The organism is Aliiroseovarius crassostreae (assembly GCF_049803815.1).
Classification (GTDB): domain Bacteria; phylum Pseudomonadota; class Alphaproteobacteria; order Rhodobacterales; family Rhodobacteraceae; genus Aliiroseovarius; species Aliiroseovarius crassostreae_A.
In genome coordinates, this window is sequence record NZ_JBNAGI010000002.1 from 359,635 (window position 1) to 374,382 (window position 14,748).

At 60.1% G+C, this 14,748-nt stretch carries 15 protein-coding genes; 5 read left to right on the plus strand and 10 right to left on the minus strand.

The genetic code is table 11. The features are described from left to right. Positions 1–17: 17 nt before the first annotated feature. Entirely contained in the window at positions 18–1,835 is a 1,818-nt protein-coding gene (locus tag ACP15V_RS07550; RefSeq protein ID WP_424943059.1) for an extracellular solute-binding protein, read from the minus strand. Between the two features lie 346 nt (positions 1,836–2,181). On the opposite strand from ACP15V_RS07550, the gene ACP15V_RS07555 reads away from it, so the two are divergent. Beyond that, entirely contained in the window at positions 2,182–2,967 is a 786-nt protein-coding gene (locus tag ACP15V_RS07555) for a 3-hydroxybutyrate dehydrogenase (protein WP_424943060.1), read from the plus strand. A 22-nt stretch (positions 2,968–2,989) separates the two neighbouring features. Then, complete coding sequence (locus tag ACP15V_RS07560) at positions 2,990–4,036, plus strand: patatin-like phospholipase family protein (protein ID WP_424943061.1); 1,047 nt, start codon at positions 2,990–2,992, stop codon at positions 4,034–4,036. Positions 4,037–4,113: 77 nt separating this feature from the next. On the opposite strand, the gene ACP15V_RS07565 is transcribed toward ACP15V_RS07560, so the two are convergent. The 7 genes from ACP15V_RS07565 to ACP15V_RS07595 form a co-directional block, all read right to left on the minus strand. Further along, positions 4,114–4,737 carry a LysE/ArgO family amino acid transporter gene (locus ACP15V_RS07565; RefSeq protein WP_424943062.1) on the minus strand — a complete coding sequence of 208 codons (624 nt, stop codon included), beginning with the start codon at positions 4,735–4,737 and terminating at the stop codon, positions 4,114–4,116. Next, entirely contained in the window at positions 4,734–5,471 is a 738-nt protein-coding gene (locus tag ACP15V_RS07570) for a DUF502 domain-containing protein (protein WP_424943063.1), read from the minus strand. The genes ACP15V_RS07565 and ACP15V_RS07570 overlap by 4 nt, the downstream gene beginning before the upstream one ends. Positions 5,472–5,538: 67 nt before the next feature. Further along, complete coding sequence (locus ACP15V_RS07575; RefSeq protein WP_424943064.1) at positions 5,539–6,453, minus strand: pseudouridine-5'-phosphate glycosidase; 915 nt, start codon at positions 6,451–6,453, stop codon at positions 5,539–5,541. After that, positions 6,453–7,340: a PfkB family carbohydrate kinase gene (locus tag ACP15V_RS07580; protein ID WP_424943065.1), complete on the minus strand. Its 888-nt coding sequence runs from the start codon at positions 7,338–7,340 to the stop codon at positions 6,453–6,455. Before ACP15V_RS07580 ends, ACP15V_RS07575 begins: the two co-directional genes overlap by 1 nt. Positions 7,341–7,614: 274 nt before the next feature. Then, positions 7,615–8,565 carry a tyrosine recombinase gene (locus ACP15V_RS07585; protein WP_424943066.1) on the minus strand — a complete coding sequence of 317 codons (951 nt, stop codon included), beginning with the start codon at positions 8,563–8,565 and terminating at the stop codon, positions 7,615–7,617. A gap of 2 nt (positions 8,566–8,567) precedes the next feature. Beyond that, positions 8,568–10,169, minus strand: a complete 1,602-nt coding sequence (locus ACP15V_RS07590; protein ID WP_424943067.1) for a hypothetical protein — start codon at positions 10,167–10,169, stop codon at positions 8,568–8,570. Next, positions 10,159–10,296: a hypothetical protein gene (locus ACP15V_RS07595; RefSeq protein WP_424943068.1), complete on the minus strand. Its 138-nt coding sequence runs from the start codon at positions 10,294–10,296 to the stop codon at positions 10,159–10,161. The genes ACP15V_RS07590 and ACP15V_RS07595 overlap by 11 nt, the downstream gene beginning before the upstream one ends. Before the next feature lie 103 nt (positions 10,297–10,399). Between ACP15V_RS07595 and ACP15V_RS07600 the strand changes: the two genes are divergently transcribed. Both ACP15V_RS07600 and aroB read left to right on the plus strand, forming a co-directional pair. Further along, the gene (locus ACP15V_RS07600; protein WP_424943069.1) at positions 10,400–10,957 is read left to right on the plus strand and encodes a shikimate kinase; all 558 of its coding nucleotides are present in this window, start codon (positions 10,400–10,402) and stop codon (positions 10,955–10,957) included. Next, positions 10,957–12,072 carry a 3-dehydroquinate synthase gene (gene aroB / locus ACP15V_RS07605; RefSeq protein WP_424943396.1) on the plus strand — a complete coding sequence of 372 codons (1,116 nt, stop codon included), beginning with the start codon at positions 10,957–10,959 and terminating at the stop codon, positions 12,070–12,072. Before ACP15V_RS07600 ends, aroB begins: the two co-directional genes overlap by 1 nt. Before the next feature lie 142 nt (positions 12,073–12,214). Here the strand turns inward: aroB and ACP15V_RS07610 are convergent, their stop codons facing one another. Beyond that, entirely contained in the window at positions 12,215–13,297 is a 1,083-nt protein-coding gene (locus ACP15V_RS07610) for a site-2 protease family protein (RefSeq protein ID WP_424943070.1), read from the minus strand. A gap of 27 nt (positions 13,298–13,324) precedes the next feature. Next, the gene (gene ssb / locus ACP15V_RS07615; protein WP_424943071.1) at positions 13,325–13,834 is read right to left on the minus strand and encodes a single-stranded DNA-binding protein; all 510 of its coding nucleotides are present in this window, start codon (positions 13,832–13,834) and stop codon (positions 13,325–13,327) included. A 289-nt stretch (positions 13,835–14,123) separates the two neighbouring features. Here ssb and ACP15V_RS07620 point away from each other — a divergent pair, with 289 nt between their 5' ends. After that, positions 14,124–14,681 carry a lytic transglycosylase domain-containing protein gene (locus ACP15V_RS07620; RefSeq protein ID WP_424943397.1) on the plus strand — a complete coding sequence of 186 codons (558 nt, stop codon included), beginning with the start codon at positions 14,124–14,126 and terminating at the stop codon, positions 14,679–14,681. The last annotated feature ends 67 nt before the right edge of the window (positions 14,682–14,748 follow it).

The window sequence follows — 14,748 nt, forward strand, 5'->3', positions numbered from 1 at the left end:
TTGTCTTGTGGATGGGATCACTCTTCATACCACCAGATCTCTGGCTGGAAGCCCAGATAATCGCCATACATCGGGATCGTGTCCGGGAAGCGCAGTTCCTTCACATGGGCGATATGCGACAACTCGCTGAACCCCACGGGGATGACAAAACGGCTGGCGGTCAGCACCCGGTCCAGCGCCTTGGTGGCGGCGCGGAAATCGCCTTGGCTTTTGGCATTCAGAAGCGTATCGATCAGCCCGTCAATCACCTTGCTTTCGACGCCCATCCAGTTGCGCGACCCGTCCTGAGAGGCGCTTTCCGATCCCCAATAGAGCTTTTGCTCATTGCCCGGCGACAGCGACAAGCCGCGCCAGTAATAGACCATGTCAAAGTCAAAAGCGTTTGTGCGCTCCTTGTATTGGGCGCTGTCGACCGAGGTGACGCTGGGCGTGATGCCAATGCGTTTCAGGGCCTCGACAAAGATGTCAATGGTCTGGCGGGTTTCCGTGGCCCCGTTTTTCAAAAGGATATCGAAGGTGAAGGCCTGTCCCGCCGCGTTTTTCATCACACCGTCCTGGATCGACCATCCGGCCTCTTCCATCAGCGCCATGGCGCGGCGCAGGCCTTTGCGGTTGCGTTCCGACCCGTCTGAAACGGGTAGGGCATAGCCGTCGAGCGCCCCTTCCGGCAGGTTGTCATAAGCGGACAGCATTTCACGCACGCGGCCTTCGGCAGCTGCGCCCGGTTTCATACCCAGAACCGAGTTGTGGAAATAGGACTGGATGCGTTTTTGCCCGCCGCCGTAAAGCGATTGATTGATGAACTCATAGTTGAACGCATGGATCAGTGCATCGCGCACGCGAATGTCCTGAAACGGTGCGCGGCGGGTGTTCATCACATAGCCCTTGATGCCGGTTGGGCGTTGATGCGGAATGTCCGACAGGACAATGTCGCCCGACTGAACGGCCGGGAAATCAAATTGCGTGGCCCATTTGCGTGCATTGGTTTCGCGATAGGTTGTGGCCTCGCCCGCCTTGAAGGCCTCAAACGTTACATCGCCATCGCCGTAATAATCAAAGCGGATTTCATCTAGATTGGCCTGGCCGCGCATGAAAGGCACATCTTTGCCCCAATAGTTGGGGTTGCGTTTCAGGGTTAGGTAGCGCCCCGGTTCAAAATCACCAATCACATAGGGCGAAGATCCGATTGGCACCAAATCAACGCCGGACGTGCCGAAATCACGTCCCTCCCATTGCGCCTTTTTCAGGATGGGGCGCATGCCCAATAGCAGCGGCAATTCGCGATCTTCGGTGTTGAAGGTGAACTTGATCGCGCGCGGACCGGTCTGTTCCATGCTCTCGATCTTCTTCCACGCGCCCTGATAGCGGGGGTGGCCCTGGGTGCCGAGCACCTCATAAGACCACATCACGTCTTCCACGGTGACCGGGCTGCCATCCGAGAACTTCGCCTCTTCGCGCAGGGTAAATTCAACCCAGGCGCGGCTGTCATCGGTTTCAATCGATTCGGCCAGCACGCCGTAAAGTGTGAACGGCTCGTCCCAACTGCGGCCCATCAGGCTTTCAAACAGCATGAAGCGCAGCTGCCAGGGGGCGGAGCCCTTGCGAATCAGCGGATGCAGCGAATCAAAGCTGCCCGCCTCGGCAAACACGATCTTGCCGCCTTTCGGCGCATCGGGGTTCACATGGGGGAGAGACACAAAATCCGGTGGAAGGGCGGGGTCACCATACATAGCTATGCCATGGCTGGGGTCCGCATGCGCCAAGTTCGCGCCAAGGCTGATCACCGCGCCAATCTTTAGACATTGGCGCAGTTTCGGGAAAATATTTGATTTCATATGAGCAACAATCCTTCAAAGCCCTGTTTGACTGATCAAAATCCTACCTGTGTCAAATAGTCTTTTCAAACTTTTAGCTTGGAACCCGCGGAGTTAGGCGGTATAAAGTAATCACTGCTCGATAGGTTTCTTGCCTGTATGAAACCTGCCTCAATAACTTACGCCCGCCTCGTGCGGGCGTTTTTTTTATGGGTCATTCTGCTCTGCCGCAAGGGGAAACAGGGACCCGAGGGCGGCAAAGAATCACATGTGAAGGGACATCCTTCCTTTTCCCCTGAAAAAACTGTTTTCCTTCTGGCCTGAGGTTTTATGCTGCGAAGCAGAAAATCTTTGAAAGGGCCGAGCCATGGCGATCACCACTTCTCTTGCAGGAAAAACCGCAGTCATCACCGGATCGAACTCTGGCATCGGGTTGGGCATAGCGCGGGAAATGGCACGGGCGGGCGCGGATGTGGTGCTGAACTCTTTCACGGATCGCGACGAAGACCACGCCATCGCAAAGGGTATCGCTGACGAGTTTGGCGTGACCGCGCGATACATCAAGGCGGATATGTCGAAGGGTGAAGAATGCCGGGCATTGGTGGAACAGGCCGGGGCCTGTGACATCCTGATCAACAATGCGGGCATTCAGTATGTGGCTCCGGTGGATCAATTTCCAGTCGAGAAATGGGATGCGATCATCGCGATCAATATGAATTCGGCTTTTCACACCACCGCGGCGGCACTGCCGATGATGCGCAAGGCGGGCTGGGGCCGGGTGGTGAACATTGCCTCTGCCCACGGTCTGACCGCCTCGCCCTATAAATCCGCCTATATCGCCGCCAAACATGGCGTGGTTGGCCTGACCAAAACCGTGGCGCTGGAAACGGCGGAAGAGCCGATCACCGCCAATGCGATCTGCCCGGGTTATGTGCTGACCCCGCTGGTCGAAGGTCAGATCCCGGACACGATGAAGGAATATAACATGACCCGTGAAGAGGTCGTGAAGAACGTGATGTTGAAGCGTCAACCGTCCAAGGATTTCGCCACGGTGGAACAGATGGGCGGCACGGCCGTGTTCCTGTGCTCGGACGCCGCCGCGCAGATCACCGGCACCACGATCTCGGTCGATGGCGGCTGGACCGCTCTGTAAGCGCGGAGCGAGAAACAGGCCAATGGTAAAACACATCAATTTGGCCCTGCAGGGCGGGGGCGCGCATGGGGCCTTCACCTGGGGGGTGCTCGATCGTCTGCTCGACGATGAGCGACTAAAGATTGCCGCAATCACCGGCACCTCGGCAGGCGCATTGAACGGCGCGGCGCTGAAGGCCGGGTTGATGGCGGATGGATCCGGCTATGACCGGGCAGGGGCCAAGGCCAGCCTGGACGCGCTGTGGCACCGGGTGGGCGGCATCCACGATCTGCGTCTGACCAATTGGCTGTCTTCGATCTTTGCGCCCAATGACACGCTGACCCAGGTGATGGAACTGTCGCCCACGTCGATCATGGCGGATTTCGCGACACGCCTCGTCAGCCCCTATCACATCGGTCCGTTTTACCAGAACCCGCTGCGCTCGGTTGTGGATGCGCTGGCATTTGATGCGGTCTGCGCGCAGCACGGCCCCAAGCTCTTCATCGCGGCGACCAATGTGCGCTCTGGTAAGGTGCGGGTGTTTTCGGGCGAGGAATTGTCGACCGATGTGATCCTGGCCTCAGCCTGCCTGCCGACGATTTTTCAGGCGGTGGAAATTGACGATCCGCAAACCGGCCGACGCGAAGCGTTTTGGGATGGGGGATACACCGCAAACCCGGCATTATTTCCATTGTTTGACAAGGGCTTGCCGGACGATCTTGTGATCGTGAACATCAACCCGTTGCACCGGGAAGATCTGCCCAAAACCCCAACAGAAATTCACAATCGGGTCAATGAGATCAGTTTCAATTCCTCGCTGCTGCGCGAACTCAGGGCGATTTCCTTTGTGAAACGCTTGATTGCTGAGGGCGCGGTCAAACGCGGCACAATGAAGGATGTGCTGGTGCATATGATTGCGGATGATGATCTGATGGGGGATCTGTCGGCGGTTACGAAACTCACCCCGACCCCGGTGATGCTGACCCGGATGAAAGAGGCCGGGCGCAGGGCAGCGGATCACTTTCTGGACGCGCATTTTGACGATATCGGGGCACGGGGCAGTGTCGATCTGGCCGAGATGTTTGGCTGAGGGGCACGCCGCGCCGGAGTTTTGCAAAACTCCGGGTAAAAATCTTGCAAGATTTTTGATCACTGAGGGCGGTGCGTTTAGTGGATCGATCCGGTCCAGACGCCACGCAAAAGCCCCAGCGCAATCAGCCACATGGTGACGCCGATGATCGCATCCAAGACCCGCCACGCCGACGGGCGCGACATGATCGGGGCCAGAAGGCGCGCGCCGTAGCCCAGTGAAAAGAAGAAGACGAAGCTGGCGGTGACCGCGCCCATGCCAAACTGGATCCGTTCATCCCAGCTTTCATAGCTGGTGGAAATCGCGCCGATCAGCCCCAGCGTGTCCAGATAGACATGCGGGTTGAGCCAAGTGAAGGCGGCGGCGATGGCAATCGTGGCGCCAAGAGAACGGGACTGTCCGGCAAGCTCCATCGCGTAATTGCCTTTCCAGGCAGCCAAAAACCGCATTGCGCCATAGACGACTAAAAACCCGGCCCCGGCCAACGCCATGACAATGGGCAGCATCGGCAGGGCGGTGACCAGCGCGCCAAAGCCCAACACGCCCGCGGCAATCAAAAGCGCATCAGAGAGGGCACAAAACAGGCTGAGGGGAAAAACATGTGTGCGCAAAAGCCCCTGACGCAACACAAATGCGTTTTGCGCACCAATCGCCAGGATCAGGGAAAACCCTGTCGCAAACCCGGTAATCGACGCAATCATTTTCCTGCAATCTCAGGCGGTTGAGTGGGATCTTTTGCGTTTGGATAGACCAGGCCCGCCGAAATCACCAGCTTGGCGCAATCCTCGACCGTCATATCCAGCTCGATCACCGAATGGCGGGGCACAAACAGCAGGAACCCCGAGGTCGGGTTTGGCGTGGTGGGCAGGAAGACCGAAATAATGTCTTCATCCACCGGGATCCGCGCATCAACTTCGCCTTTGGCCTTGGTCGAGATGAAGGCAATCGCCCAGATCCCTTTGCGCGGATATTCCACCAGACAGGCCTTGTCGAACTTGGTCTCATTTGACTGGCTGAACACGGTTTCAGCAATCTGCTTCAGACCGTTATATAACGAGCGCACCACCGGCATCCGGTCCACCATGCGCTCGCCCCAGGCCAGGAACGACCGGCCGATGAGCCCCTTGGTGATCCAACCGACAATCACGGTGAAGATCAGGAACACCACCACGCCAAGACCGCGCACATTCACCCGAATGTCTTCGCCAAACAGCCATTTGAACCACTCGCTGTCGCCAAACAGCCAGTCGATCAGCGCATCCGGGTGATAACGGGCGGGCACAAAGGGCAGGACCCAGCTGTCAATCCAGCCCACGAAGGTCCAGATCAGCCACATGGTGACGGCGATCGGCACCACAACCACCAACCCCGCAAGAAAGTTGTTGCGAAGCCCGGTAAACAGGCGCCATTTGCTGCGATGTGGCTGGTCGTCCATAATGTCTCTTTTACCTTCCCTCAGGGGAACTTAGGTACTTTCGCCCTCGGGTCAATGGGGGACGGGCCTACGCGCCAAGATTTGTAAAGGCGGTGGCGATCTGGGCGGCGAGGGCAGCATTGTTTTTGACCAGCGCGATATTGGCCTCAAGCGACCGTCCTTCGGTGGCTTTATACATCGCATTCAGCAGGAAGGGCGTGACCTGTTTCGCGGTGATCCGCTCCACCTCGGACTGCACCAGAGCGTCTTCGATCACCGGTTGGATTTCTTCGCGTGGGATTTCGGCATGCTCCGGGATCGGGTTGGCAATCAGCTGCCCGCCGGGCAGGCCCAGATCACTGCGCATCTGGCCAGCGCGCGCAATATCTTCGGCACTGTCCAGACGCAGGGGCGAGGCAAGGCCAGAGCTGCGCGACCAGAAGGCAGGAAATGCGTCCTGCCCGTAGGTGATCACCGGAACGCCAAGGGTTTCAAGCACTTCCAGTGTTTTTGGAATGTCGAGGATCGCTTTCGCGCCAGCGGCCACGACGGTGACCGGGGTGGCCGAAAACTCGCGCAGGTCGGCAGAAATATCAAAGGTCTCTTCGGCCCCGCGATGCACCCCGCCAATGCCACCCGTGGCAAAGACGCGGATGCCTGCCAGATGGGCCGCGATCATCGTGGCGGCCACGGTGGTCGCGCCATAGCCCCCCGTTGCCAGGCAAACCGGCATATCGGCGCGGCTGACCTTGGCGACGTTTTCCGCCTGTGCCAGTTCCATCAACTGATCATCGGTCAGGCCGATATGCAGCTTGCCATTCATGACCGCGATTGTGGCCGGCACGGCCCCACCGTCACGCACCACCGCCTCGACCTCGCGCGCGGTGTCGACATTTTGCGGATAGGGCATGCCATGGGTGATGATGGTGCTTTCCAGCGCCACAACCGGTGCGCCGTGGGTCAGGGCGTGGGACACTTCCGGTGAATAGGTGAGGTCAAACATCAGACGTCTTCTCCTGAGACATATTTGGCTGCGATTTTCTGGGCCGTATCAAGGGCATCGGCAGGGGGCTGCCCCTCGCGTTCGGCGGCGATATGGGCGGCCATGAAGGTGTCGCCCGCCCCGGTGATGCGGCGCACGCGAATGGACGGGCAGGGGGCGGTGATCACACCGCGGGTCTTGTGCCCTTCGGCAGCCAGATTGCCCCCGTCGGTGACAATGACCCGGGTGGCACCAGCCTCCAGCAGGGTCTGCGCGCCCTGAACGGCTGTTTCGGGGGTGGTATCTGTCAAGATCCCCGCCTCTTCCCGGTTCACATATAAGGTGGCGCCGGGGTGGGACATCAGCGGGCGCAGACGTCTGGCTTTGCCCGGGCTGGCCGGGGCCACGCGCAGATCCGCGAGGGCAAAGCTGGGGCGCGAGGCAATTTCGCCAAGAAGATCCACGGTCAGGTTGCCATCCAGCGCAACAATCCCCCGATAGGGCGCATCAGCGGATCCAAGCGTGCCGTTTTCGAGCGGGATCAAAATGGCATCCCCGGCCGCCTCCAGCGAATGCGCATCGGCAAGGGCCGCCACCAGCCCGGCCGGTCCTTCGATCGCCATATAGCGGTCGGTGGGAAGGTCGTGGGGGCGGTGGATATACTCTGTCACCATACCCATCTGGGCTGCGCGCATCATCAACTCTTCGCCTTCGTGATCTAGACCAATGGCGGTGATCAGCGCGGGTTTCAGGCCGAAGCGCGAAAAGGTCATGGCAATGTTCATTGCCACGCCCCCCGGAAGGCGGGTGATCCGGCCCGGTTCATCTGATCCCAGGCGCATGTCGATTGTGGTGCGTCCGATCACATCCCACAGGACGGATCCGATGCAAAGAATGTCATGTGTCATTCCCTCTCTCTGCCGTTGTTTGCGGTAAAGGACAAGATGGGAACTGGGGGGAAACAGGTGAATTGGGGATTGACCACAGCCTTGCCGATCCCAAATTCTTAGAAAACTAGAAAACTAGAAAACTAGAAAACTAGAAAACTAGAAAACTAGAAAACTAGAAAACTAGAAAACTAGAAAACTAGTTTTCTAGTTTTGTGAATGATCCGTTTCCTTCGTCGTTGCACAGGGGCAGAGCTCGTCAGGCAGCCATGACCTTGTCCGCACAGCCAAGGGGTCATTTGTCGGATTGCGCCAGTGGATGATGCTCCAACACCAGGTCTTTCAGGCGCTCTTCCAGAACATGGGTGTAGATCTCGGTCGTCGCTACATCCGCATGGCCAAGCAGTGTCTGGATGCTGCGCAAATCCGCGCCGCGTGCCAGCAAATGGGTGGCAAACGCGTGACGCAACCGGTGGGGTGTGACCGCATCGGGCGACACCCCGGCGGCCACCGCAATTTCCTTGATCAGGCCAAAAAACCGATGCCGGGTCAAATGGCCCAGCTTGCCACGGGATGGGAACAGAAAGGGCGATGGGGCGATCTTTTTCTCGATCCGCGCGACCTCCTCGGCGTCATCGCGACAGATCAGCCAATCTGCCACCGCATCGCGGGCTGGGGGCGACAGCGGCACCAGCCGTTCCTTGCCCCCTTTGCCCTTGACCAGAAGCATCCGCGGGTCACCGCGTGCACTGGATACGGGCAGGCTGACCAATTCGCTCACCCGCATGCCGGTGGCATAGAGCAGTTCCATCAAGCAGGTGTTGCGGGTGCGGTCCATCTTGGTCCGGCCCAGCGTGCGGGCGGCGGACAAAAGCGCGTCCACCTGATCTTCGCTCAGCGTCTTGGGAAGGGATTTCGTGCGCCCCGGACCTTTGATTTTCAGCGCCGGATTGTCCTGCCGCCAGCCTTCCTCATAGGCAAAGCGATAAAGCCCCTTCACCGCGGACAGGCGGCGCGCGCGGGTGGATTTTGCCAGCCCAAGCGCATCACAGGCCACCATATAGGCTTCGATCTCGTCGCGTGTGACCTCATCAAACAGACGTGGGGCCACGTGATCGGAAAAGGCCTTCAGGTCACGCCCATAGGCCAGAAGGGTGTTTTCCGATGCGTCCAGCTCCGCCGCCTGCGCCTCAAGAAAAGCGGAAATCCAACGGGCGTGATCAGGATGAACCACCGGATCGGCCATTCTTATCCCCTCCGATCAAGGATCAGAAACTCCAGCGCAGCTTGACGCGCCACCTGTTCCAGCCCCACAAGGCGAAACAGTGCCAGCGCATCTGTCAGCTCGTCCAGATCCCCCAGCGCCCCACCTGTGAAAAGCGCAATGGCCCGCAAAATCGCTTCTCCCAATCGATCCCCTTCGACCAGCGATGACAGACGGACCGGCAGCTCTGTTGCAGCAAATCCCTGCAACACGGCTTCGGTTTTTGCATCCACTGGCACCACCTTGTCGGTTTCGCCGCGGGCGATGGCCAACAGGATATCACGATGGGGATGGGCGCGGGTGTCGCTGCGGATTGCCCCCTGCGCCACCTCTTCGGCACGGTCCGACAGCAGACCCATGCGCAGCGCGACCCAGGCTGCGTCCTCCGGCAGGGACAGCCTGGCCAGATCCGGGCCGAAAATACGCGAAAACGGCATTTCCAGCCCGGCATGTTCCAGCCGCTGCCACAGGTCTGGCAGCAAGGCAGCGATGGTGTCCGTGTCTTTTTCCACAAGCGCCGCATCCAGGGCGCGCACGGCGGCCATCCGATCCCAGATCCCACCGGACGCTGCGGGTTTGCGTTCCGTGTAGAGGCCATAAATCTGATTGTCGCTGATGGCGCCCACCCGGGCCAGCCGTTCGCCGGCTTCGGCGCGGGCTTTCCAACCGATATTGGCGCGCAGATCCGCCTGGGCAAAGGCCAGTGGCAGACCGGGCGTGGAGATATGCTGGCCGATCGCCTCGTACAGGCGGAAGGTCAGGGGCGAGGGGTGGCTGGGCTGCGGCAGGGGCGGTTCGTCTTCAAAAAGATCGGGGTCGAGGAAACGTGACAAAAGCGCATCCTCGGCCTCTGTCAGATAGCCAAGCGCACGGCCGGTGCCCAATGACAAAACGGCTGCATCCCAATCGCCCTGGCGCGCCAGACAGAAAACCCGGGCCTGAAAGGTGGGGCTCAGTTCGGGGGCGGCGCTCAACCGATCGCAGGGGAAATCCTCTTCGCCCAGCAACAGCGCGGTGTCAAAGCTGCGGCGAAAACTGTTGGGGGTGCGGGTTCCGGCCCGTGCCAAAAGCGCATCCGCCTGATCCAGCGCCCCGGTGCCCAGCAGCCGATCCACCCGTGCCAGAAACAGCCGGTCTGACCCGGTGGCGGACCCCTGGGGCGGATCCAGCTCGGCCAGCAACAATCGGGTCAGCAATTGCTGCATTGCGGGCATAAGGTCGATGGGCAATGTCAGGATGCGGCGCGCCAGATCATCGGCCCTGGACGCGCCCCAAAGCGTGCGGGGAAACCCCGTGATATGCGAGGGCAGCAACCCCACCGCATCCGTGGCGGTTGCCCCTATGGCTGACACGGTGACCGCAGCAACCGCCGCCGAGGTGGCCACGTCGCCCTGGATGATCTTGCCCGGGGGTGCCACGGATGGCGTGGCGATGCTGTCAGACAACCAGTTGATGGCCGACATGGGTTCGCCGCGCGCGGTTGTGGGCGCGGATGCATCCTGCGCAAAGCCCATCCCACCGACCAAAAGGCCGATGCCACACGCCACTGCCAGGCGGTATCTGTTCGGGTTGGGGTTAGCCACCATTCAGGGTCACGGACATGGTTTGCGGGGTTGCATTGGGCGACATGTCACCCAGGAATGTGTATCCCAACACGCCAATTCCGGATGCAATCACCAGAAACAACACCAGTTTGATCAAGCGAAGAGCCATGGTTTTCCCTTTTTTTCTCGCCTCGCGAATGCCTCGGTTCATTTTATATATGGCTTTTGCTGCAAGATCACGCCATTGAAGTAAAAACTTCGCGAATTGGCAAATGGATGCTGGTGTGGCCTATGATCTGAAAAAATCCATCGTGATGGTCGGCATGATGGGGGCGGGGAAAACCGCGGTGGGCCAAGCACTTGCCGACCGTCTTGGCGTGCCGTTCCTGGACAGCGACGAGGAAATCGTGAAGGCCGCCAACATGTCGATTGCCGAGATTTTCGAGCGCGACGGCGAGGCCTTTTTCCGCGACCGCGAAAGCGAGGTGATTGCCCGGCTTTTGGACACGGAAAAAGCTGTGTTGTCCACCGGCGGCGGGGCCTTTCTGGCCGATCGCAACCGCGACATGATCACGGAGCGCGGCGTGTCGGTCTGGCTGAAGGCGGATCTTGACCTGTTGTGGAACCGGGTGAAGCATAAAGACACGCGCCCCTTGCTGCGCACCCCCGATCCCAAGGCCACCCTGACCGAGATTTACAATGCGCGTGTGCCGATTTATGCGAAGGCGGATTTGCCGGTTGAGGCGCGCCCTGACTATGCCATTACCGATATGGCGGACGCGGTGATCACAGCGCTTTTGACCCGCCCGGATGTTCTGGAAGAGGTATAATTATGACCACCGTTCACGTGCCCCTGGGCGACCGTGCCTATGATGTTCGCATTGCGCCGGGTCTGTTGGACCGCGCCGGGGCCGAAATTGCCCCGCTGTTGACCCGCAAAAAGGTCTGGATTGTCTCTGAGGACAATGTCGCCGCGCTGCATCTTGACGCGTTGACGACGGGGTTGGCGAAAGACGGGATTGCGGCCGAGGCTTTGAGCCTGCCGCCGGGCGAGGGTACCAAAAGCTGGCCTTACGTGACGCAGGTGGTGGAATGGCTGCTCTCACAAAAGGTGGAACGCAAGGATGTGGTCATCGCCTTTGGCGGCGGTGTGATCGGCGATCTGGTGGGGTTCGCGGCGGCGATCCTGCGCCGGGGCGTGCGCTTTGTGCAGATCCCAACCAGCCTTCTGGCGCAGGTGGACAGTTCGGTGGGCGGCAAGACCGGGATCAACACCTCGCATGGCAAAAACCTTGTCGGGGCCTTCCATCAACCGTCTTTGGTGCTGGCCGATGTGGCCGTCTTGGGAACCCTGAAAAAGCGCGATTTCCTCGCGGGTTACGGCGAGGTTGTAAAGTATGGCGGGCTGGGCGATGCAGATTTCTTTGCCTGGCTTGAGGAGAACGGGCCCAAGCTTGCGGCGGGCGACATGGCGCTGCGCGAAGAGGCAGTGCGCCATTCGGTGCAGATGAAAGCCGACATCGTGGTGCGCGATGAAACCGAACAGGGCGACCGCGCGCTTTTGAACCTGGGTCACACCTTCGGCCACGCGCTGGAAGCGGCCACCGGCTATTCCGACCGTCTGCTGCACGGCGAAGGGGTGGCGATCGGCTGTGCGCTGGCCTTTGAAACCTCGGCCCGGATGGGGTTGATCAGCCAGGAAAGCCCGTCGCGCTGGCGTGCCCATCTGAGCGACATGGGCATGATGAAGGATCTGGCCGACATTCCGGGGGATCTGCCCGATGCGGATGGGTTGATCGAATTGATGGCGCAGGACAAGAAGGTTGAGGCCGGGAAGCTGCGGTTCATCATGGCGCGGGCCATTGGCGAGGCCTTTGTCACCGATCAGGTGGACATGCAGGTGGTGCGCGACGTGTTGACCGAGGCGCTGGCGGCACGGGGGTAGGGGCTCTGCCCCCGCCTTTGTAGATTGGGCTCCGCCCGTTCTTCAGGCGAAACAGTCCCCCGGACTGTTTCCAAGAAGCCTTCGAACCCCGGGGTATTTTTGGCAAGAAAAAGCAGGTGGCGCGGAAATTCGGTTGCGCGCATCAGGGTTTGCGGTTCGCCACCACCATCAGCTCGCCAATGTTTTCACGGGTGATATAGCCCAGGAAATGGCCTTCGCGATCGGTTACGGCGACGGCGGGGGCGGGGCCCATTTGGGTCAGGACTTTTTCAAGCCCGTCGGTCAGGCTGACCACGGGCACCGAGAGCATCAGGTCGCCTACATGGGCCATTTTGCCCACGGCCGTGCGGGCTTCGGCCATCGCGCGCAGGAGCGCGTCGCGGGTGAGGAAGCCCAGAAACCGCCCGTCCCGATCCAGCACCGGAAACTCGTGTTGCGTGGTGCGGATGAGCGTTGTGGCGGCCAGATCCAGACTGTCACCCGGTTCAAGTGATTGATATTCCGTGATCATTGCGTCGCGCGCCACCATACGCCGGGCCACATGCCGCATCGCCACATCCGCGCTTTCGGCGCCTGCCGCGAAGAAGATGAAGCCTGCGATCAAGACCAGCATCAGGTTGCCCGAGGTGAGCCCCGCCAAGGCCATCAGGAAGGCCACAAACTGACCCGCCGTGGCCGCGATCCGCGTGGCGGTGACCCGGTCGGTGACCATCGCCGCCAGGGCCCGCACCACCCGCCCGCCATCCATCGGAAAGGCGGGCAGCATGTTGAAGACCGCCAGTACCAGATTGAGCGTCGCCAGTTGCGCGGGCAGGGTCGACGGGGTCACGGTGAGGCCGGTCAATTGCTGTGGGTCAGTTGGCGCCCCAAACAGGAGCGTCAATACGGCCCAGATCACCACATTCACTGCGGGACCGGCCAGCGCCACCCAGACCTCTTGCATCGGGTTTTCCGGCATCTTTTCCAGCCGAGCCAAGCCGCCAATTGGCAAGAGCGTGACATCTGGCGTGTGGATGCCGAACCGGCGCGCCATCAGGGCGTGACCAAATTCATGGGCCACGACACAGGCAAACAGCAACAAGACAAAGATGGTGGTCCAAAGCGCGGCGATGGGGCCGTTTGTGTTCCAAGCCTGGGCGCCGATAAAGGCGATGAGCAGCAGAAAGGTGACATGCACCCGGATCTGCGAGCCGAAAAGGTGCCCGATGGGGAAAGACCAACTCATCGCGCACCTCCTTGATTTTGCTTTTGTTTAGAACGGGATCTCGTCGTCGAACCCGCCGCCGGCCGGGCCGGATTGCTGGCCGCCGCCCTGGTTGCCACCACCGTAGTTGCCGCCGCCCTGGTCGTAACCACCGCCGCTTTGGCCGCCGCCATAGCTGCCGCCACCGCCGCCGCCCTGGTTATCCCCACGGCCATCGAGCATGGTCAGGGTCGAGCCGAAGCCCTGCAACACCACTTCGGTCGAGTAACGGTCGTTGCCGGACTGGTCTTGCCATTTGCGGGTCTGCAGCTGGCCTTCGACGTAAACCTTGGATCCCTTGCGCAGATATTGTTCGCACACGCGCACCAGACCTTCGCTGAACACGGCAACCGAATGCCATTCGGTGCGTTCACGACGCTCGCCGGTGTTGCGGTCTTTCCAGGTTTCCGAGGTGGCAATGCGCAGGTTGCACACTTTGCCCCCGTTCTGGAAGCTGCGCACCTCTGGATCACGGCCCAGATTGCCGATCAGCATTACCTTGTTGAGCGAGCCTGCCATGGACGCTTCCTTTCGATTCTTCACATTTCGCACAAGGTTACACAGATGCGCCCCGTTGTGAAAACGCTTTCCTGTGGATGATTTTACCCCACGCCCCCGCAGCGACAGATCGCGCAACAGATCGCGCAATAGATCAAATGGGCTGCAGCACAGGAGAGACAGGTCAGGCAAGAAATGACTTACCCCATTGCGAGTTGCTTCCAATCGATTATATTGGGCGCGTGTTTGGGGAAGAATAATGTCTGCACACAAGGTTTTTCAAAAGATTGGTTTGTGCCTTTTTGTCATGATGCCCACCGCGGGTCCGGTGGCAGCAGAAGGGCTGTTCACCACGTCAGGCGGGCGCGCGGCGTTTAAGTCGCAGCTCAATGTGCTCGACAGTCGGGCCTCTCAGCAATACTCGAACTCGGTGCGGCTGTTGCCGAAATCGCCCAAAGGGGTGACCGTAAGCAGCGCCGGCATTCCGCGGTTCTCTGGCAAGTATCGCGGTCAGTATCTGAACATGGCGAAAGCGGCGGCGCGCAAACATGGCATTCCCGAAGATCTGTTTCTGCGGCTGGTGCAGCAGGAAAGCGGCTGGAACCCACGTGCCAAAAGCCATGCCGGGGCCATTGGTTTGGCGCAGCTGATGCCCTTTACCGCGCGCAAACTGGGCGTGAACCCGCATGATCCTCAGCAGAACCTGGAAGGGGGCGCACGGTATTTGCGGATGCAATACAACAAGTTCCGCACCTGGCGTCTGGCCCTGGCGGCCTATAATGCCGGCCCCGGCGCGGTCGAGAAATATTCAGGTGTGCCGCCCTATAAGGAAACGCGCGGCTATGTGCTGGCCATTTTGGGCAGTTGATCGGGCGCCAGGGGCTGGGCCTGGGGCTGTCCCAAGGGCTGTGATTGGGGCCGTGTTTGGGGCTGTG